Source organism: Mycobacterium syngnathidarum, from assembly GCF_001942625.1.
GTDB lineage: Bacteria > Actinomycetota > Actinomycetes > Mycobacteriales > Mycobacteriaceae > Mycobacterium > Mycobacterium syngnathidarum.
The window spans coordinates 16,628-36,649 of the sequence record NZ_MLCL01000076.1 but is presented as its reverse complement, the minus strand read 5'-3'; the positions used below and the strand labels follow the sequence as shown (position 1 = coordinate 36,649).

At 64.3% G+C, this 20,022-nt stretch carries 19 protein-coding genes; 8 read left to right on the top strand and 11 right to left on the bottom strand.

All coding sequences use genetic code 11. The features are described from left to right. The first annotated feature begins 50 nt into the window (after positions 1–50). Both BKG60_RS20740 and BKG60_RS20735 read left to right on the top strand, forming a co-directional pair. Entirely contained in the window at positions 51–440 is a 390-nt protein-coding gene (locus tag BKG60_RS20740) for a BlaI/MecI/CopY family transcriptional regulator (protein WP_070189445.1), read from the top strand. Continuing rightward, complete coding sequence (locus tag BKG60_RS20735) at positions 437–1,375, top strand: M56 family metallopeptidase (protein ID WP_070945742.1); 939 nt, start codon at positions 437–439, stop codon at positions 1,373–1,375. Before BKG60_RS20740 ends, BKG60_RS20735 begins: the two co-directional genes overlap by 4 nt. Before the next feature lie 28 nt (positions 1,376–1,403). Here BKG60_RS20735 and ripB read toward each other — a convergent pair whose 3' ends face one another. From ripB to BKG60_RS20720, 3 genes are all read right to left on the bottom strand, one after another. Beyond that, complete coding sequence (ripB, locus tag BKG60_RS20730; RefSeq protein WP_070189447.1) at positions 1,404–2,138, bottom strand: NlpC/P60 family peptidoglycan endopeptidase RipB; 735 nt, start codon at positions 2,136–2,138, stop codon at positions 1,404–1,406. A 162-nt stretch (positions 2,139–2,300) separates the two neighbouring features. Then, on the bottom strand, positions 2,301–3,332 hold the full coding sequence (locus tag BKG60_RS20725; RefSeq protein WP_070945741.1) for an NADP-dependent oxidoreductase: 1,032 nt from the start codon (positions 3,330–3,332) through the stop codon (positions 2,301–2,303). Between the two features lie 169 nt (positions 3,333–3,501). Then, complete coding sequence (locus tag BKG60_RS20720) at positions 3,502–4,077, bottom strand: TetR/AcrR family transcriptional regulator (RefSeq protein ID WP_070945740.1); 576 nt, start codon at positions 4,075–4,077, stop codon at positions 3,502–3,504. Positions 4,078–4,122: 45 nt separating this feature from the next. Between BKG60_RS20720 and BKG60_RS20715 the strand changes: the two genes are divergently transcribed. Beyond that, positions 4,123–4,977: a phytanoyl-CoA dioxygenase family protein gene (locus BKG60_RS20715; protein WP_070945739.1), complete on the top strand. Its 855-nt coding sequence runs from the start codon at positions 4,123–4,125 to the stop codon at positions 4,975–4,977. Between the two features lie 199 nt (positions 4,978–5,176). Continuing rightward, positions 5,177–6,193 carry an AurF N-oxygenase family protein gene (locus tag BKG60_RS20710; RefSeq protein WP_075909950.1) on the top strand — a complete coding sequence of 339 codons (1,017 nt, stop codon included), beginning with the start codon at positions 5,177–5,179 and terminating at the stop codon, positions 6,191–6,193. A gap of 659 nt (positions 6,194–6,852) precedes the next feature. Here the strand turns inward: BKG60_RS20710 and BKG60_RS20700 are convergent. From BKG60_RS20700 to BKG60_RS20685, 4 genes are all read right to left on the bottom strand, one after another. Beyond that, the gene (locus BKG60_RS20700) at positions 6,853–8,700 is read right to left on the bottom strand and encodes a serine/threonine-protein kinase (RefSeq protein ID WP_070945737.1); all 1,848 of its coding nucleotides are present in this window, start codon (positions 8,698–8,700) and stop codon (positions 6,853–6,855) included. 123 nt (positions 8,701–8,823) lie between these two features. Further along, the gene (locus tag BKG60_RS20695; RefSeq protein ID WP_070945736.1) at positions 8,824–9,108 is read right to left on the bottom strand and encodes a DUF1905 domain-containing protein; all 285 of its coding nucleotides are present in this window, start codon (positions 9,106–9,108) and stop codon (positions 8,824–8,826) included. A gap of 59 nt (positions 9,109–9,167) precedes the next feature. Next, on the bottom strand, positions 9,168–9,524 hold the full coding sequence (locus BKG60_RS20690; protein WP_239252490.1) for a VOC family protein: 357 nt from the start codon (positions 9,522–9,524) through the stop codon (positions 9,168–9,170). A gap of 101 nt (positions 9,525–9,625) precedes the next feature. Beyond that, positions 9,626–10,117: an SRPBCC family protein gene (locus BKG60_RS20685; protein ID WP_070945734.1), complete on the bottom strand. Its 492-nt coding sequence runs from the start codon at positions 10,115–10,117 to the stop codon at positions 9,626–9,628. Between the two features lie 71 nt (positions 10,118–10,188). On the opposite strand from BKG60_RS20685, the gene BKG60_RS20680 reads away from it, so the two are divergent. From BKG60_RS20680 to BKG60_RS20670, 3 genes are all read left to right on the top strand, one after another. Continuing rightward, positions 10,189–10,563, top strand: coding sequence for a MerR family transcriptional regulator (locus tag BKG60_RS20680; RefSeq protein ID WP_070945733.1), 375 nt, complete (start codon positions 10,189–10,191; stop codon positions 10,561–10,563). A 479-nt stretch (positions 10,564–11,042) separates the two neighbouring features. After that, positions 11,043–11,408 carry a hypothetical protein gene (locus BKG60_RS20675; RefSeq protein WP_070945732.1) on the top strand — a complete coding sequence of 122 codons (366 nt, stop codon included), beginning with the start codon at positions 11,043–11,045 and terminating at the stop codon, positions 11,406–11,408. 241 nt (positions 11,409–11,649) lie between these two features. Continuing rightward, positions 11,650–12,543, top strand: coding sequence for an SAM-dependent methyltransferase (locus BKG60_RS20670; protein WP_070945770.1), 894 nt, complete (start codon positions 11,650–11,652; stop codon positions 12,541–12,543). 49 nt (positions 12,544–12,592) lie between these two features. Here BKG60_RS20670 and BKG60_RS20665 read toward each other — a convergent pair whose 3' ends face one another. The 3 genes from BKG60_RS20665 to BKG60_RS20655 are packed head-to-tail and all read right to left on the bottom strand — an operon-like array spanning position 12,593 to position 15,752. Further along, positions 12,593–14,200, bottom strand: a complete 1,608-nt coding sequence (locus BKG60_RS20665; protein WP_070945731.1) for an ABC transporter permease — start codon at positions 14,198–14,200, stop codon at positions 12,593–12,595. Then, positions 14,197–15,102: an ABC transporter ATP-binding protein gene (locus BKG60_RS20660; protein ID WP_070945730.1), complete on the bottom strand. Its 906-nt coding sequence runs from the start codon at positions 15,100–15,102 to the stop codon at positions 14,197–14,199. Before BKG60_RS20660 ends, BKG60_RS20665 begins: the two co-directional genes overlap by 4 nt. Further along, a complete protein-coding gene (locus tag BKG60_RS20655) occupies positions 15,102–15,752 on the bottom strand; it encodes a TetR/AcrR family transcriptional regulator (protein WP_070945729.1) in 651 nt (216 codons plus the stop codon). Before BKG60_RS20655 ends, BKG60_RS20660 begins: the two co-directional genes overlap by 1 nt. Positions 15,753–16,017: 265 nt before the next feature. Between BKG60_RS20655 and BKG60_RS20650 the strand changes: the two genes are divergently transcribed. After that, on the top strand, positions 16,018–18,921 hold the full coding sequence (locus tag BKG60_RS20650; protein WP_070945728.1) for a UPF0182 family protein: 2,904 nt from the start codon (positions 16,018–16,020) through the stop codon (positions 18,919–18,921). Between the two features lie 143 nt (positions 18,922–19,064). On the opposite strand, the gene BKG60_RS20645 is transcribed toward BKG60_RS20650, so the two are convergent. Continuing rightward, positions 19,065–19,925: an SAM-dependent methyltransferase gene (locus BKG60_RS20645; protein WP_070945727.1), complete on the bottom strand. Its 861-nt coding sequence runs from the start codon at positions 19,923–19,925 to the stop codon at positions 19,065–19,067. Between the last annotated feature and the right edge of the window lie 97 nt (positions 19,926–20,022).

Here is a 20,022-nt window from a genome sequence, read left to right as displayed (position 1 = left end):
AGGCGCTCGGTCGAGAGGTACGCTCGCCTCACCGATCGTGGAGGGGTGTAGTGCGCGTACGAGGATTCGGCGAACTCGAAGCTGAGATCATGGATCGCATCTGGAACCGTGGCGATGCAGCGGTCACCGTGCGCGACGTGTTCGACGAGCTCGCCGAGGAGCGCCGGATCGCCTACACCACAGTCATGTCGACGATGGACAACTTGCACACCAAGGGCTGGCTGCAACGCGACCGCGACGGGCGTGCCTATCGGTACTGGCCGACCCTGAACCGCGAGCAGCACACCGCGCAGTTGATGCGCGAGGCACTCGACGGCGGCGGTCGTTCGGATCTGGTGCTCAGCTACTTCATCGAGCAGATCGATCCAGAGGATTCCGATCGGTTGCGTGCCGCGCTACGCACCTTGGCCCGACGCTCGACAAGGGCGAAGAAGCGGTGAATCTCGCCGCGGGCCTGCTGATCTACAGCGTGGTGATGGTAGTGGTGGCGCCGCGGCTCCTCAACAGGCTCACCCGCGGGGGCTCGGCCCCGAGGTTCGGCGTGGCGGCTTGGTTGACCGCGATCATCAGTGTCTTGGCCACCTGGATCGTGATTCCGGTGTCGGCGATCGGTGACGTGGTGTTCCACTCTGGTCAGCGCAGGTCGCTGTTCGCGTCGTGCGTGGAGTTGCTCTGCGACATAGCGGCCGGGCGCGCCGGCTTCGCGGCGCAGGCTTCGGTCGTGATCGGTGCGGTCGTGTTGATCGCGGCGGCTGTCGGTCTCGGGTTGAAGGCGTTACGAGCCGTTCGACGCATGCGCGCCCATGCCCATAGCCACGCTCAGGCCGTCCGGCTCGTGGGGCGTCCGGGCGACCGGCAAGATGTGTTCATCGTCGATTCCGATGAGCGCACCGCATACTGTGTGGCCGGAGCGCCGCCTGCGATCGTAGTGACCACCGGCGCCATCGCCGCACTCGGCAACGACGAGCTGCAGGCGGTCCTCGCCCACGAGCGGGCGCACCTGGACGGGCATCATCCGAAAATCGTTACGGTCTTGCGGGGCTTGGCCATGGTGTTCCCGCGGGTCAAGCTCATGACCCGCGGGGCCGCAGATGTCGCGCGGCTGCTGGAAATGTGCGCCGACGACACGGCGGCGCGCCAATTCGGAGAGCACACGCTGCTGACCGGACTGATGGCTCTCGCCGGCGCCACGCCTGCGCAGGCACTCGGCGCCGCCGACGTGGCGTTGCTGAACCGTGCTGAACGTCTTGCCGCGCCAGCCGCACCGTGGACCCGGTTCGGTGCGCGTGCAAGCCTTTTCGGGTCCATGTCCGCGATCGCCCTCGCCCCGATCGCACTGTTGGCGTCAGGGGCATCGGGCCTGCTGTGCCCTTGACGCCACGCTCCCGCTCGAACACACCGCATCAGTACTCGATGATGCGGGTGACGTAGGGCGTCATCCCTGATTTGCGGACCGGCGAAATCTTGACCGGAACACCCGTCTGCTGGGCCTCGATCATTTGACCGTTACCAAGGTAGAGCGCCTCGTGCTGTCCACCTCCGGGTCCCCAGAACAGGAGGTCGCCGCGCTTGGCTCGCGACGGCGGCAGCCGGCGTCCCGCGGTGTACTGGTCTCCCGAATAGCGGGGGAGCAGCACGCCTACGCCGGCGAATGCGTAACGAGTCAGGCCGGAACAATCGAAGCCGACGGTGCCGGCACCTGAATCCACGCCGCGGCTGGGCCCGGTCAGGCTTCCGCCTCCCCAGGAGTAGGGAACTCCGATCTGGGTGCCGGCCCGCCGGATCACGTATTCCACCGCCTGTCTGCCATAAACGCGGTTGCCGCGAAGTATGGGCGCTGCCGCACCACTGGCAGCTGGTGCAAGCCCCAGGCTGCCGAGGAACTTTCGCCCCAAGTCGAAGGTGGTTTGTGCGGCAAACGCGCTTGCCTGCAACGATGCGTTGGCGAGGGCGACTGGATCGCCGGGTGCACCTGCGCTGAGCAGATTGGGCAGGGTGGGATCCCACTGGCCGGCGCTGGGCTCGGCGTGCGCGACCGGTGCGCCGAGCGCAACGAGCGCTGCCGCCGCCAAAATGCCTGTGCGCAAGAGATTTCGACGGTCGCAGCCGATCTGGACACGGTGCGGAATGGATGACATCTCACATGTTCCTTCCCGCCCTACGCCCGTCATCACCGGCCAGGCACCGTAGCCGACGGTCTTACGTACTAACTACGTACGTACATACTCTATATCACAGAAGTCACGTGGGTCCCACTAGTCGCAGATTTCACCGCTGCAATTCCTTGCGTATAGCGGGCCTCAGGCTGCGCCGCCCGGCTGGTTGATCTTCACCAGCATCTTGCCGATGTTGGCTCCGGTGAACAGTCCGTTGAGGGCGTCGATGCTGGATTCCAGCCCCTCGTACACGGTTTCGCGGTGCACCAGCAATCCCTCCTTCTCCCAACCTTGTAGCGCGGCGAACGCCTCGTCGAACCGTGCCCACTCTTCGAGTGCGATGAATCCCTGCATCGTCGAGGAAGTGGCGAGCAGGTTCACATAATTGGACGGCCCGGGGTGATCGCCGTTCAGGTAGCTCGAGATGATGCCGCACAGCACCACGCGCGCCTTGTGGGCCAAGTTGGCCAACACGGCATTGAGAATGTCCCCGCCGACGTTGTCGAAATAGACGTTGATGCCACTCGGGCACGCTTGCTTCAGGGCGGCAGTCAGATTGCCGGCCTTGTAGTCGACGCAGGCATCAAAGCCGAAATCCTCGACCACGACACGGCATTTTTCGGCGCCGCCTGCAATGCCGACCACCCGGGCACCCGCGATCTTGGCGATCTGGCCGGCCACGGACCCGGTAGCGCCCGCGGCCGCCGACACCACGACAGTGTCGCCGGGTTGCGGATTTCCGACCCCCTTCATTCCGAAGTACGCCGTCGCGCCGGTCGGTCCGTAGATCGACATCACGGCCAGTGGATCTGTGTATCCGACCACCGGTGTACTGAACAGGTCGTCGCGGATGATCGCGTAGTCCTGCAGCCCGGTCAGGGTGGTTACCAGATCGCCGACGTTGTAAGCATCACAACGTGATTCGATGACCTCGCCGATACCTGCAACTCGTACCACCTCGCCCAGCTCAAGGGCCGGCAGATAGCCTGGCTCGCCGTCCAGCCACGTGCGAGCGGCAGCGTCGATGCCGACGTAAGTGGTGCGCAGCAGCGCCTCGCCTTCGGCCGGTAGCGGCGCCGGCGTGGTCACCATCTCGGTGTCGTCGGGGGAGAGCAGCCCATCGGGCCGACGGCGCAAGAGGATCTGGCGGTTCTGGCGAGGCGCGGCGTCAGTCAAGTCATTTCTCCCGTGGTCATCTCAAGTTTCACGTTGATTCTCAGAACCCCCACGATGAGCGTCAACCCCCGCATCGAGAATGTCCCGCCTGGTAGGAGGGTCCCCTTGCTGAACGCGCACTCGACTATCCGACGCGGCGGGCGACCGCCCCTCACCCGGCCCAGGCGGCCTATGTGATGCCGAGGGCGGCAGCGGTGAAGCGCCACAGTGTCTGGGTGGCTTGGTCGGAACTCGGTGTCGGGGTGACCCGGAGCTGTTGTGCAATACCGTGTCGCAAGCCGCCGATGACGTAGGCGCCCGCGCTATCGGGATCCAGATCGGCGGGAAGTTCACCCATCTGCTGCCCATCGCGGATGTTGGTGGCGGCGTTGTCGATGAGGTTGTCGACGTAGGCGGCCTCGAGTTCGGTGAGTTGCGGGTCGCTGGCGGTGCGGTTCAGCAGGATCGGCGCCAGCGGATCAGCGAGGTGGTAGGCGACGAAGCGGTGGGTACGGTCGCGTTCGCGAGTGGCCCAGTCGCCCTGGGGCAGGTGACGATCGGCAATCGCGTGGCGCAGGCCGTCGTAGAAGCCGTCGTAGATCGCCGCCAGCAGACCACTTTTCGATCCGAAGTGGTGGTACAAGGCCCCGGTGCTGAGGCCGGCGCGACGAGTCAGACCGCTGAGCTCGAAGGCGCCGTTTCCGCTGACGAGCTCGGCGCGCGCGGCATCGATCAGCTGTTGACGTCCAACCGGGGCGCGTGCCATAGTCCGAACCATAACAGAAGTCAGTTATGTTTCGATGAGGCGATCATGAGCACTGAAGTGACATCGTTGACGGAGCTCACGGGTGACCTGGCCGGCACCTATCGGCGGACCCCCAGCAGCGGGGAAGGGGTTGATCCCGCGGTGGCCGAGGCGGACCTGGCAGCGGTGCTGCGCGACGGGTACGTGATCCTGCCTGACCTGCTGACCGCGGCCGAACTCGACGCGATCCGGGACTCCGTCGAGCCGCTGTTGGACCGCCTGGGCCGCAATGGGTTCGAGGGCCATGCCACCCAGCGGGTGTACAGCGTGCTGAACAAGACCCGCAGCTGTGATCGCATCGCCGATCATCCTCGCGTGCTGGCTCTGTTGGATCGGCTGTTCATGCCGAATTATCTGTTGTCGATGTTGCAGGTGATCAAGATTCTGCCGGGGGAGCAGGCGCAGATGCTGCACACCGACGACGGCTTCTATCCGCTACCCAGACCGCGAAAAGCGCTGGGTGCGGCCACGATCTGGGCGATCGACGATTTCACCGCCGACAACGGTGCCACCGACATCGTCGCGGGCAGTCACGCGTGGGGCGATCGACAGCCCGAGCCCGCTGAGCGCGAACCAGTGATAATGAGCGCCGGCTCGTGCGTCTTCTTTCTCGGGACGCTGTGGCATGGCGGCGGCGCCAACCGATCTGCGAACTCACGTCTGGCCCTCACCGCGCAGTACTGCGAACCGTGGTTACGCCCGCAGGAGGCATTCACCTTGTCGATGACCCGCGACACGGTCCGGGTGGTGTCGGAGGACATTCGGCGCATGCTGGGCTACAGCATTCACCCGCCGTTCATCGGCCAGGTCGACGGCATGCACCCGAAGAGGTTGCTCGAGCCGGGTGCGCAGCCGGTCTGATCTCGCCCGGAGCCCACTCGCCGAGGACGTGCTTCACGACGTATTGATCGCGACCACACGGTCGCCGAACTGGTCGACAGCGTGTCCGGCCCCAACCCTTGACAGGCATATGAGGCAGAGCGTCTCATACCATTATTAAATGGGACTCTCGGTCCCGATAAATGGAGCCGGCGCTCAACTGTCGAGGAGAAGCGACGTCATGGCATCAACGAGGGCCGTCCGTCGGTGGCGGGATGGAATGCAGGTCAGCGGCGACGCGGACTACTGCACGAGGCTGCAAACCCTCTCCGAGGGCTCAGTGCGCCGCAACTTCAATCCGTACCTGGACATCCCGTGGGACTCGGCAGAATTCAAGGTGACCGAGAACGACCCGCGCTGGGTGCTGGCGGCGGACAGTGACCCCATCGGGATGAGCCCGTGGTATCAGGCCCAGCCGCTGGAGAAGCAGATCGCGATCGGCATGTGGCGTCAGGCGAATGTCGCCAAGGCCGGCCTGCAATTCGAGAACATGCTGATCCGAGGAATCCTGAACTACACATTCTGGGTGCCGAACGGGAGCCCGGAATACCGATACTGCATGCACGAGGCAGTGGAGGAGTGCAACCACACCCTCATGTTCCAGGAGCTGGTGAATCACGCGGGCGTGGATGTCCCGGGTCTCGTGCGGTGGCTTCGATGGATGCACTGGTTGCCGCCGCTGTGCGCCAGCCCGATGCCGGTGTTCTTCTTCATGATGGTGCTGTGCGGCGAGGAGCCGATCGACCATATGCAGAAATCCATTCTGCGCGAGGGCAAACCGATCCACCCCGTGATGGAACGCGTGATGGCGATCCACGTCGCCGAGGAAGCCCGACACATCTCGTTCGCGCATGAATTCCTGCGTCGGCGGATCCCGGAGATGAAGCGGCTCAATCGATTCGGCCTGTCGATCATCTATCCACTGAGTTTCCGGCTGGCAGCATCTCTCATCGCCAAGCCTCCGCGCTCGTTCTGGCGCGAATTCGAGATCCCGCGATCGGTGAAGAAGGAGATCTACTGGCGGGCACCCGCATCCAGAGCGATGCTCAGTGAGATCTACGGCGACGTGCGGATGCTCGCCGCGGACACCGGGCTGATGAACCCGATCGCCAGAATTCTGTGGCGGGTTCTGCGCATCGACGGGCGGGCTTCGCGCTACCGCAGCGAACCGGCGCGCCAAGCACTCAGCGTGGGGTGAACACCCGCGACTGATCCATAATCCCGGTGTAACGCAAGGCAATTCTGTGCATGACGAATTGCCTTGCCTTACTTTTATCCTGCTTGACGGGTGGACGAGGTCGCCGGACTGCGCCTGACACCTCGGGCGCCAAGCGTCTGCATATGCCCGCGCCCGCACGGGAACACCCTTTTGGCAATTGCGCCTGAAATCGATCTGAATTGGCTATGCATTCTCTATGGGGACCAAATATGCGTCGCGTATGAGTTCCTCGTCTTTTATTGAACCACAACTAAACTCGATACAAATCCCATGCGCAGAAATCGGGGATCATCAACTGAAAGTGGGAAAGGGGCGCACATTGTCGAGCGGCAGGATCGTAGGAAGCATCGTCGCGGCCGCGGCTGCGACCGTATTGGGACTGTGCTCATCTGCGCCGGCCACGGCAGCACCGACCGGCCAGACTTCAGCGCAAGCGACGATCAGCGACCTCGAGGCCCAGGGTTTCCGGGTGATCCTCAACAAAGTCGGGAACGCGCCCATGGATCAATGCACAGTGACTGCCGTGCGTCAGGGCACTGATGTCAAACATTCCTGGGTACAGCGCGGCCCGACGGGCAGAGTGAACAACCTCGTGCGGTACACAACCGCGTACGTCGATCTGATGTGCAACCGATGAATCAATCGCCCGCGGCCCGCAGGGTGATCTCCGAGATGTTCGTGCGGCTCTGCCCATCGAGGGTGCCCAGCTTCGAAATCCACACCAACACATTGGATGTTTCCGTCTGATTGTCGACGGTGATGGTGTTTTCTCCCGGCTGTATCGCCACGTTCGGCGTCAGCTCGGTGGTGTCTGACAGGCTGCTCGGGTGGGCACTGTCGGCCGCACGAACCTGGACTTCTGTTCCGGTGCTGGGCACGTCGATCGTCACCTCGCTCAAAGCGGTCGGCGAGGACAGGTGAAGTATCAGGCCGACCCCTTCTTTGAAGGCCGGGAACGGCGCGGCATCCTGGTAGATGTCGGTGGGCCACGACGTGTCCGGGCTGCCGTCGACGGCCAGACCCGCCTGATCCGGATGGTCTGGCGAGCCGCCGGGGGAGAACACCGTCGCACTCGCGGGGGTCACGATCGGCCCCGGGGTGCGCTGCGCCGGCGTGCCCAAACCGCGGATGAGAATCACCGACATCGCAACGATCAGCGCGATCGCGGCCAGAAGCAAGCCGATACGCACCGGGCGGGATGTCAGAGCACGCCGCCGTTTACCTGACCTCACTTCGAACGAGTTGCGCCGGCGACGTCCTCGGGTCCCGGCCGAATGATTGACCACCGACTCGGCGAACAGCGTTCGGTCATCCCAGACTCCGCTGACCTCCACGACATCCCCGTCGGACAGTTCGCCCGTGATGGAGTTGCCACGTAGCTCGACCGGCACGACGGTGTGTGCTTCACCGGTCGACTCGTATCGCTCCACGCGGAAGGTCCAAACCTCCTCTTCGCCGTCAAGTCCGGACGGTCGCTTCTGCACGTTGCGGACGGTGCCCAGGATCGTGAGCATGGCCAACCGCATGGTCTCCGGTGAGCTGCTCCGCTCGCGGACGTCGGGGATCTCCAGTGGGGCGGTGTGCCCTCCCGTATCAGGGGGCGTCGGCTCGGAATCCGGCACCGGCACCGGTTGTGGCGCGGTGGACACATCCGTGCTCCCGCCCAGCGCCCGCGCGAAGTCCAGGCACCGCGCATAGCGCTCACCGGGTTTCTTGGCCAGCGCCTTCGCCATCACGGTGTCGAGATGGGCGAGGTCGCCACGACGCTCGGACAGCCGGGGCGGTGACGCATAGAGGTGGTTGCCGGCCACGATGATGCGATTGGCGTCGTCGAAGAGGGGCGCGCCGGTCAACAGATGGAAGGCTGTTGCCGCGAGGGCGTACTGGTCGGCCCGGCCATCGAGTGTCTTCCCGGCGAGCTGCTCGGGCGCTACATACGCGACGGTGCCGATGGCCACGTCGGTCTCCGTGAGGCCACTCGCGTCGTCGGCTTGCCGGGCGATCCCGAAATCGGTGAGCAGTATGCGTCGCCGGGCACTTCCCGACGGAGTGGTGACCAGGATGTTCGCCGGCTTGACGTCGCGGTGCAGCAGGTTCCGTTCGTGCGCGACGTCGAGGGCCTCGGCGACTGCCGTCACAATCTCCACCACATCCGCCAAGGGCATGCCAGACGGATGCTGCTCGATCAAGTGCTTGGCGTCGGTGCCGTCGACATAGTCCATCGAGATCCACAGCCGGCCGTCGGACTCGCCACGGTCGTGCACCCCGACGATGTGCGGATGCCACAGCGATGCGGCCAACTCTGCCTCTCGGGTGAACCGGGCGCGGAACTCGTCATCGCGCGTGGTGCTCACCGAAAGGATCTTGAGCGCATCCAGACGGGGAAGGCGAGGATGCTGGGCCAGGTAGACCTCACCCATGCCACCGGCGCCGAGGAGCCGCTGAATGGTGTACCCGGCAAAGACGTCACCGGCATTGAACGGCATGTTCGAAGCCTACAAAGCACGGCAACTCGAGCGCGAACAGGTGTTCGGCAGGACTGCGACGCCCTGAGCAGCACCAGGCGAGTTGCCGCGTCCGGAAGCGCCGCACGTCTGCGCGTATCGGGTTCAGTTCAGCCGCTCGGTGAGGTGGACCTCGACGTCGTCACCGTCCGTCTTGCCGATGGCCGTCCGGATGGCAGCGGCCACGGGGAGTTTGTGGGTTCCGTCGCCCAGGGCCATGAACGTTCCGATGAACGGGTGACCGTCAACCGTGCCGGCGACCTTCACCAACCCCCTCGTACCGAAAATCTGTGCTGAGCCAGGAAGCTGAACGCAGGTCCAGGTGTCTCCGGGGCGCACCTTTCCCAGGCGAGCGGTGAATGTGATGTCCAAGGATCGAGAGTCCGCCATCGTGGTCCTCCGTGCTGTTCAGCGGAGCGTTGGGTCGGTTAACGGGAATCGGTTGGGAATCAGTCCTCGAGGTAGACCAAGCCGTTGCCATCGGGGTCGGTGAAGGAAAACATCGCTGGTATTCCCTCCATCCGGACCAGCTCGTCGTTGTGCAGCGTCACCCCGGCCTCACGGACCCTGTCGTGGGCTTGTTGCGCATCAGAGGTGCCCAACCGGATCGCGACCGGGATCTGGCTGTCGTGCGGCAGTAGCACCAGGGAGACATCCGAGCCCGGCGGCACGACCTCGATCATGCGCGCACCCGGCCAGACCTCCACGTCGGTGCGGAGTTCGCATCCCAGCACCTCGGTGTAGAACTTCAACGCGGCGTCCTGGTCTGACACCGGAACCGACACACTCAAAACTCTCGTCGTCATCGTCATGTTTAGTAAGACTCTGCCGCGCAGCGAGACTCATCGCGGCGCCGCCACGGCTGTTGTCGCCCTTGCCGGCCTCAGAGTCAGTACACATGTGCTCGTCAGTCTGGCGCGGGCTGTTGGGACACCGTGACGTCACGGTTGGGGCATTCGAGTTGTCGCTTCAGATTTCGGAGCCCAGCCTGGGCACGTCGACGCATCACCCGTGCGGCAACAGGCAACACGGTGCAGGCGGCAAGACGGTTCTCATTGCGGCTCATCATGCGCCAGTGCACTTCGCAGTCGTTCTGTCCGGTTTGAACAAACTCCATCTCCATGCGCGGCAGGATCGGGCGCATGTCGCCGTGGGTGACGATCCGGTTCGGCGCCGTCGCTTCTATTACCTGAATCGTCACCGACCGCGTTCCGCGTAGTGGCACCGAGACTGTTTCGGTGTACTTCTTGCCACGGGTCGACACGGGCAGCTCGTCCTTTGCGGTGATCGTCGAAACGCCGGGGAACCAATGGAGAAAGTTCTCCAGATCGGCCGCATAGTCAAAGGCTTTCGCACGTGAGCACGCAACAGTGACAGCCACTTCGGCCAGTAGATACATGCATCCTCCTGATCAACGAAACGACCGAAGGCTAAGCTGTAGACCTAGGTCTACAGTCAAGTGAAATTGGCATGAAGATAAGCGAACTTGAGGCAAGTACCGGAGTTGGCCGCCACGCGCTGCGCTACTACGAGCGCCAGGGATTGCTCGGTGAGGTGCAGCGGACCAGCGGCAATTACCGGGATTATCCAGAATCCCTGGTCAAACAGGTCAAGTTGCTCAGGAGCATGCAGGCGCTGGGATTCTCCTTGACCGAGATACGGCAGGTGCTCGACGGACTCCGCTCGAGCGATATCGACTGCCTCGACGGTGCCCGGTTGCTGGCAGAAAAGCGGCAGCGCATCGAGGAACATATCCGCGATCTTCGAGAGGTCAGCCGGACTCTGCGTCGAGAGCAAGAGCGTCTGGAACGAAGGGCGCAACGACACGGAAAACGGCTGGACTAGGTCGCTCGGAACCAGCTGACGGGGCTGGGCCCGGCTCGGGTGCCGCGGCCGCGGTCGGAGCCGGGGGTCGGCTAACTGCGGTGCGATAGCTGATTACGGCGCGTGGCCCGCGCGGTCGCGCTAGCATTCGGGTCACGGTGTGCCGGGAAGTCTGGTCGGCAGCACGAGGAGCGAATGGCTGCACGTGCTTTGGTGCTATGTCGAGCAGGTGAGGTTACGAACATGCCAGGCCATCGTGGTTGTCGAATGTGTGCCGAGCCCCCTAGCCATTGCGGCACGCCCGTTCCCAGCGTGCGACACCGCAAACAGGACCGAGGGGCGGCCACAACCCCTACCTCGCCCCGGCGCCCGGGGCTTTCCGTTCAACGCGTATCGATAGCGCCGCCGACGCCGCAACTATTCAATCGCTGTTCGGTGTGGTGGATCCCCGGGCGTACCGGCTTATGCGCGGTAGCCCGGGTCGATCTGGGACAGGCGCTGTGAAGGCGGCCAACGGCAGCGGCAGTCCGTACCGACTGTCGGCGGTCGAGTCGCTGCTGCGCGTGACCGGTACCGAGCGCTACACACCGCGTGTCCGGGATTTCGCTGTCGCGCTGGACAATCACGGCGCTTTCAGTCACTTGAGTCAGTCCGACGCGGGAATGGTCGCGGTGGCCCTGGCCGTCGCCCTCAACGACGGTAAAGACCCCGCAGCATCGTTGCGGTACCGGATAAGAGCACTGTTGTCCGGCGAGGACGGGGTGCAATGGGACGATGCGCACGCGGTGTATCAGGCGTACGTGATCGCCGCGCAGTTGATCGTCCCGCCGACGAACCGGGACTGTCCGACGGTGCCAGATTCATAGCCGCCGCTCGTATGGAGGAAAGGCACCGCAGTCACATACCTTGTCCTGCAACTTGACCCGTTCGACTAGGAGCAGAGGCGGCAGTTGCGCACCGCGTATTACCAGCTCGGGCGTTTACTCTGGCCCGGGTACGCGGCGGGGTGGTGTGGCGGTGTGGGCCCTGCTAACGTCACAGGCGGTGTGCCGGGAAGCCTGGTCGGCAGAGATGATGATTCTGCGACGGCGAGGTGCACACGTGGGGATGGATGTCGAGGCGACCGCACTTGGCCCGACGATGCTCGTGGCGATCGATCAGTACAGTTCGGTGCCGTTGGTGCACGATCCTTACGCCGGCCGGATGCTGCCACTTGCGTGGCGGATTCCGTTGTGGCTGTGCCGGTTCAGCGCTGTGCGACGGGCGTTGGTCGCGGCCAGTGACCGGTCTGGCCCCGGCGCGTGGATCAGTCTGCTGTGTCGCAAGCGCTACATCGATGATGCCCTGCGACGGGCGGCTCAACACGGTCTGGACGCCATCGTGATCGTTGGGGCAGGATTGGATACCCGCGCCTACCGAGTGGCCGAGCTGGCCGGGGTGCCGGTGTGGGAGATCGACCTGCCGGCCAACATCGCAGCCAAAACTCGGGCACTGCACCGCTGTTTCGGCCACATCCCGGCAAACGTCACGTTGGTGCCGATGGATCTGGCTGCCGATGATCTGCCGGAGCAATTGGTCAACAGCGGCTTCGATCCGACCATGCGGACGTTTTTCATCTGGGAGTCGGTGACGATGTATCTGGCCGAACCGGCGGTGCGCAAAACCTTGCAATCCCTTGCCCGGTGCGCCACCGAAAGTCGACTGGTGTTCACCTACTTCCTCCGCGACTTTGTCGACGGGCAGGCCATGTATGGCGCGCAGGCCGCCTATCAACGGTTCGTCACCAAGAAGGGGTTATGGGTCTACGGCATCGATCCTGCTGATGTCGCCGGCCTACTCGGTGAATACGGCTGGCAGCAGACAGAACACGTGGGACCCGATGAATATCGCGAGCGTTATCTGGCCCCGGCGGGCCGGTTGCAGCCGGTATCGGAGATTGAACGCGCGGTATGCGCCGAACACACCAATACATCGACGCCTTCTGACAGCGGCGCGATGTGACCTGGTGCCCTCGCCGAACGCGGTTCGATCGAGGGTTGTCTCTTTAGGTCTAACCGAAGTCGCGGCTGCGCAACTTTGCGAGCCCACCCCACACGAGCAGTGCCGTCATCGCCAACATGACGAGTGCCGGTAATGGACTGGACGGCGCGCCGGCGACGACGTTGGGGATGTAGTGAAACGGTTCGAACGGTGTTCCACCCCACACGCCGTACAGCGGTCCGGCGACCTGGCCGAGCACGGCGGTCCAGACCCAGACCGCCCAGGAAATCGGCACTGAGTATCGCGGCACCAGCGCGTAGGCGAGGAAGCAGACGGCGGCGATCAGCCACGCGGCCGGGATGCAGCTCAGTGCACCGAGGGCGACGCGGACGAGGATGTCCGGCAACTCGCCCATGAACTGGCCGTAGAAGAAGCCGAACACCAGCCCGGCGACCGTGAGCAAACCGGCGAGGCCGAGCGCGGTCACGGCCAGATGCCCGCCGGCCCAACGCGTACGGGTCATCGAGGTGCCCTGGACCAATTCGGCCCGGCCGGCACGCTCGTCGTCGCGCAGTCGCTGGATCATGATGACCGGATACACCATGAGGACGAGTGCGAGGATCAGCAGGCCGGCCCAAAGGAAGTAGTCGGCTGAGTCGCCCGAGTCACCTGGCCCGCCGAAGCCCTGCTGCAGCAGCCCGAAGCTGTTGGCCGGCAAAGCGCTGATGTCGGGCACGATCGTGCCGATCCCGGCGGCGCCAAGCGCGATAATCCCGATCGCGACCGTCCACTTGATGACGAGACTGCGGTGCAGCCGCCAGGACAGGGCGATCGGGCCGCGCAGTCTCGGAGCCGTGGCACGCCCCGGACGTTCGGGGATCAGGCCCTCCCCGAGATCGCGGCGGTCGAGGAGGGCAACTGCTGTGGCCACCAGGACAGCGATGATCGCGACGACGAGCGCGAGCGTCCACCACCGATCGAATCGGTATGGCTGCACCGCGTGAATCCAGCCCATCGGCGAGATGTAGGTCATCCATAGCTGGCCGCTGGCGTCGCCGGCGTACCGCAGGAGGTAGGCGATCACGAGGATCGATAGCGCGATGGCCCTTGCCGTACGGGCATTTTGGGCGAGTTGGGCGACCACGGCAGTGATCGCCCCGAACAGCCAGCCTGCTGCGGTGATGGCGGCGCCGTAGGTGATGGACCCGAAGGGATCGAGGCCGACGCCGATCAAAGCGAACGCGGTCAGCGCACCGGCAGCGAGCGGAACCGAACCGCCCACCACCAGGGCGGAGGTCAGTGCAGAGAGCCGGCTGACCGCACCGGACCGGAGCAGCTCAGTCCGGCCTGCGTCTTCGTCGGCCCGCGTGTACCGGATGACTGCCAGCACCGCGGCGATAGCACTGAAAATGTAGAGGAATCCGCCGCTGCGCCAGGCGGACATGAATCCGCGGTCGACGATCACGGATGTGCCGCCGCCGAGCGCCCGGAAGAACCTGTTCGTGTTGATGGTGTCGACGTATGTCGCCATCACCTCGGGGGTCGGCATGTTCCGGTCGATGTAGGACACCATGATCAGCCCGAGGCCGACGATGGCCACAATCCACCACGGGCCGATGCTGCGCTCGCGGCGAAACGCCAATCGTGCCAGGCGCGCAGTGCCCGCCAGTGTGCTCACCGCGCACCTGCCGTCGACCGGTCGTAGTGGCGGAGGAACAGCTCCTCGAGCGTGGGCGGATTGCTGACGAGGCCGCGGATGCCGTACGAGTCGAGGTGGCGCAGGACAGGGCCCAATGCCGCGGGATCGACGTCGAAGTGTGCGACGCTGTCGTCGATCCGCAGGTCGTGTACACCCGGCAGGTCACCAAGATCCACTACCGGCGTGGCTGTTTCGGCCCGAATCGAGGTCCGGGTCAGGTGGCGCATGTCAGCGAGGCTGCCGGCGTCGACGGTACGACCGTCGCGGATGATCGTCACTCGGTGGCACAGCTCCTCGACCTCGGCGAGGATATGGCTGGAAAGCAGCACCGTCTTGCCGTCGCGTTGCTGCTCCTCGCGGACCACCTCCCGAAACACTGCCTCCATCAGCGGATCGAGTCCAGACGTCGGCTCATCGAGGATCAACAGTTCCACGTCGGCGGCGAGCGCGGCGATCAAGGCAACTTTCTGCCGGTTTCCCTTCGAGTACGCCCGGCCTTTGGTCCGCGGGTTCAGATCGAAACGCTCGATGAGCTGGTCCCGTTTCGCTGTGTCGACGTCGCTGCCGCGCACCTGCAGGAGCAGGTCAATCATCTCCCCACCCGATAGGCCCGGCCACAGCGTGACGTCGCCGGGCACGTAGGCGATGCGTCGGTGCAGTTCGGTGGCGTCGCGCCACGGGTCGCCACCGAGGAGCCGGACATCGCCCGCGTCCTTACGGAACAGGCCCAGCAGGATACGCAGCGTCGTGCTCTTTCCCGCGCCGTTGGGTCCGAGGAAGCCGTGTACCTCACCGTGTTTCACCGTGAGATCCAGCCCGTCGAGTGCCCGCGTTTCGCCGAACGATTTCACCAGACCGTGCACGTGGATCGGGTCGGTCATCAGTTGCCTTTCGCTTGCTGTTGAGCGCCATCGGATTTGGGGAGCCGAGCGCTCAGCGCGGCAGCTTCCTCGGGAGCGATCACGGGATGGGAGTAGATGTCGAGCAAAGTCCTGGCGAGCAGGTCCTGGCCCTCGAGGCTGTCCACGTCGACGCCGAATCGACGCGAGATGTGGTCGTACAACAACGAGACCGCGAGCGACATCGCGGCGCCGACCGTAGCCCGCGCCTCACGGGATACCTCGGGCGGGTCGGGTCGGTTCGCGTCGGCCTCGACGAGCCACTCGGCACCGCGGTCGACCAGCATGTCGAACAGTGGGGCCGCCCGGCCCTCGGTGAGTGCACGCACGAGGTAATTGCGGTACGGGCCCACCATCGACCACGCGACGCCGACATAGTTCACCCCCTCGGGTGACCGGTCCGCCCGGACCTCGTCGTTGAGCCGATCAATCGCCTTGGCCAGGTATTCGTCGCACTCTTCGCGAAGCGCCTCCTTGGACCCGAAGTGATGCCGCACCAGCCCAGACGAGACGCCGGCTGCATCGGCGATGCCCCGGATCGTCGCCCGGTCGAACCCCTGCTCGCCGAAGAGCCTGAGCGCGGCGTCGCGTATCCGCGCACGGGCCGTGAGGTCCTCTGGATCCGGCCGCATAATCACGACGTCCTCCCGGCTACACACATGTCTCAAATACTACACAAGCGTGTAGCAACAATGCTCAAGCACCGGGACTTCCATACGCTGGGCGCAGTACCGACTACGCCACCTGATCGTGCTGCGGTCCTGGCCTCATGGTGGTTGATTCGGCCTCACAGTGACGGCTGAGGCACTAAGCTTCGAATCATCGATCATGAGGCGGGACCACCGCTGATCGTTCACGGTGCTTGGCCGTCACCCGCGGTGATCGTCGGAGCACACGATGTCCAAACCCGCTCAGGACCACCGGCCCATCTTCTCGCGTCGGGCCCGCATTGCGATCATCGTCGCATCAGGCCTGGTGGTGGCGCTGTTGGTGGCCGGACCGTTGCTCGATGCCTATGTCGAATGGCTGTGGTTCGGCGAGTTGGGTTTTCGCCGGGTATGGGTGACCGTGTTGGCGACCCGGCTTGCACTGTTCGTGGTGGTGGCGGTACTGGTGGCCGGAGGCATCGGGGCGGCGATACGGCTGGCCTTTGCGGCACGACCGCAATTGATCCCTGGATCTGCTGCTGACGATCCGCTTACGCCGGTGCGCATCCAGATCGGTCGCCGGCCGCGTCTGTTCGGCTGGGGCATCGCGGTTGCGATCGGACTGTTGTGCGGGATGGTTGCCGAGTCGAACTGGCGAACCCTGCAGCTGTTCCTGCACGGCGGCACCTTTGGGCTCACTGATCCCGAGTTCGGTCACGACATCGGCTTTTTCGTTTTCGACCTCCCGTTTTACCGGTGGGTGCTGAGCTGGCTGTTCACAGTGACGTTCTTCGCGCTGATCGCCAACGCGGCAACGCATGCGATCTTCGGCGGAATCCAGGTGCGATCCACCCGGCTCGTGATCACCCGGCCGGCGACCGTTCAGCTCGCCGCGATCGTCGGGGTGTTCATTGTGCTCAAGGCCCTCGCGTACTGGTTGGATCGGTACTGGCTGCTCTCAGGCAGCCGCAAGGAGCCGACGTTCACCGGCGCCGGCTACACCGATATCCATGCCGCCATGCCGGCCAAACTCGTCTTGATGGCCATCGCAATACTATGTGCAGCAGCATTTTTCGCTGTCGTAGTACTGCGCGATCGGCGCATCCCGGCGATGGCGGCCGCCTTGTTGGTGCTGTCGTCGATATTGGTGGGCGGAGCCTGGCCGATGTTGATGGAACAATTCTCGGTGCGGCCCAACGCCGCCGAAGTGGAAGCGCCCTACATCGAACGCAATATCGGCGCCACGCGCCACGCGTATCGTCTTGACGGCGATTGGGTGCAGTACCAGGACTATCCGGGCATCGGCACCAGACATCCGCGTGAGGTCGCCGCCGATGCGACCACGATCGCCAACGTGCGCCTGCTCGATCCCAGCGTGCTTTCGCGCACCTTCACCCAGCAGCAACAACTCAAAAATTTCTACAGCTTCCCCGACCAGCTGGACCTCGACCGCTATCGCATCGACGGGAGACTACGTGACTACGTGGTCGGCCTGCGGGAGCTGTCACCGCAGAGCCTTACAGGCAACCAACAAGATTGGATCAACCGCCACACCGTCTACACCCATGGCAACGGGTTCGTCGCGGCACCGGCGAACCGCGTCAACGCCGCCGTGCGGGAAGCCGCCAATACCACCGACAGCAACAGCGGCTATCCGCTTTACGCCATCAGTGACATCGCCTCACAAGCGACCGGCCGCCAGCTCATCCCCGTCGAGCAGCCACGCGTCTACTTCGGCGAGGTCATCGCCCAAGCTGAACCCGACTACGCCATCGTGGGTGGTCACACCGACGATGCGCCGCGCGAGTACGACACCGACGCCTCTCGCTACACCTATACGGGCGTCGGTGGGGTACCGATCGGGAACTGGTTTCACCGGGCTGCTTTTGCGGCCCACTTCGCCCAGCATCGGATCCTGTTCTCCCGCGCGATCGGGCCCGAATCCAAAGCCATCTTTCACCGCGACCCCAAAGTACGGGTGCAGCGAGTGGCGCCCTGGCTGACCGTCGACTCCAACCCTTATCCGGCAGTGGTCGCCGGGCGCATCGTGTGGATCGTCGATGCCTACACCACCCTCGACAGCTATCCCTACGCCCAGCGGGGAGCCTTGTCAGCTCCCGAGCTCGATCAGCTAGGCCGACCGCGGCGGGCCGACACGGTGGCCTATGCCCGCAACTCGGTGAAGGCCACCGTCGATGCCTATGACGGCACCGTGACGCTGTATCAGGTCGATGCGGACGATCCGGTTCTGGCGGCGTGGATGCGGGTGTTCCCCGGGGTGGTCACCGCCGAAGATCAGGTCTCCGACGAGTTGCGCAGCCACTTCCGCTACCCCGAGGACCTGTTCGGGCTCCAGCGAGAAATGCTGGCCAAGTACCATGTCGATGATCCCCGAGAATTCTTCACCACCAACGCTTTTTGGTCGGTACCGTCCGATCCGACCAACGACGCCAACCCGGCCCAGCCACCGTTCTATGTCCTCCTGGGTGACCCCAACACTTCCCAGCCGTCTTTCCGGTTGGCCAGTGCAATGGTGGGCTACAACCGCGAATTTCTGGCGGCCCACATTTCAGTGGACTCCGACCCGAGCAACTACGGCACGATCACAGTGCTGCAGTTGCCGACCGACACCTTGACCCAAGGGCCCCAACAGATTCAAAACTCGATGATCTCCGATACCCGAGTGGCCTCTGAACGCACGTTGCTCGAGCGATCCAACCGCATCCAATACGGCAACCTGCTGGCGTTGCCAATCGCCGATGGCGGCATTCTCTACGTCGAACCCCTCTACACCGAACGTATCCCAACCACGTCCAACAGTTCGACCTTCCCGCAGCTGTCGCGAGTCCTGGTCAGCTTGCGTGAACCCCGCATCGATGGCGGTGTGCGGGTGGGCTATGCGCCCACCCTGGCTGAAGCGCTCGATCAGGTCTTCGGACCTGGCACCGGGACGTTGGCCACCAGCCCCGGTGGCGACGCCGCGACCCCGCCGCCGCCGACTGCCAGCCCGCCCAAGGCTGCCCCCGACATGGCACCGGCGCCCGGCCCGCCGCCGGCGACGAACGCAGACGACATCGAGGCCATCATCGAGGATCTGCGCGGTGTTCTCGAACGATTGGAGGATGCCGCGGACAACGCCGGCGGCGGCGGCTGAAAAATCGGTGATAGTGGGTCACGTATGCCTCTGACGAACCGAATTGGCCTACGACGACACCATTTTGGTCACCGGCCGGGTCAACGACAGCGATCGTCTGGTGAGCCTGACCTGATCACCACCGCACATCCATGTGGACGCGATCAACGACGCGCGTGGACGGCGCGTTCTATAGGGGAGGCGGCCAGGGTGCGTCCGGCAGGGACAAGATATCGCTGGCGGTACTCGACTTCACCCACGTGGTCGCGTTCAGTCCAGCCGTACTCGGCCAGAAACGGCGCCACCTCCTGGGGCGCCCACCCGAACTTCCAGAGGTCTTTGGTCACGAATTCACGGTATGCGATTGGTGCGCCGTAGGTTTCGCGTCCGTCGAGGAAGTCTTTGCGAACATAGGTGAACGCCAGAGCACTGCCGGAGGCGGCTCCCGACAGATAGTCCATCGTCGTGCGCACCGCAGCTTCGGTCAGATACTGAGTGACGGCTTCCCAGATGTAGAAGACCGGTCGCGACTGGTCAAAACCCGCGTCCGACAACCGTGTCGACATTTCGTCAGCCTCGAAATCCATCGGCAACAGGGTCACGTGCGGCGGTACATCGCCGAAAGTGCGGCGCACCGCCGCGGTCTTGGCGGCGATGTTGGCCGGCAGATCGACCTCACACACCGCCATCTCAGTCAACTCGGGGATCCGGTAGGCACGGGTGTCATAGCCGGCGCCGAGGATGACCACGGATTCGATTCCGCTGCGCAGCCCCTCATGGAGGCAGTCGTCGATATAGCGTTTGCGGCACAGGAAGCTGGCCCAGCCGCCCGGGAATTTCTTATCGGTCGCGGCCATCAACGAGTGCCGTGCAACGGACCATCGCGCCGCGGCTGCTGCCAACCGTGCGCCGGCCGGCAGCAGGTAGCGTGCCCATGGATCGCGAATCAGTGGTGCGGGTTCGTATTGCTCGGCGGCGACGATGACCATCGGACCGATGGCTGTCTGGGTGGCGTCGCGGTTCATCTAGGTACTCCGGGGTCGCAGGGGCAACAACTCTGCCGACCAGGCTTCCCGGCACACCGACTGCCAACCTAGCAGTTCACTACCGCGAGATATATGT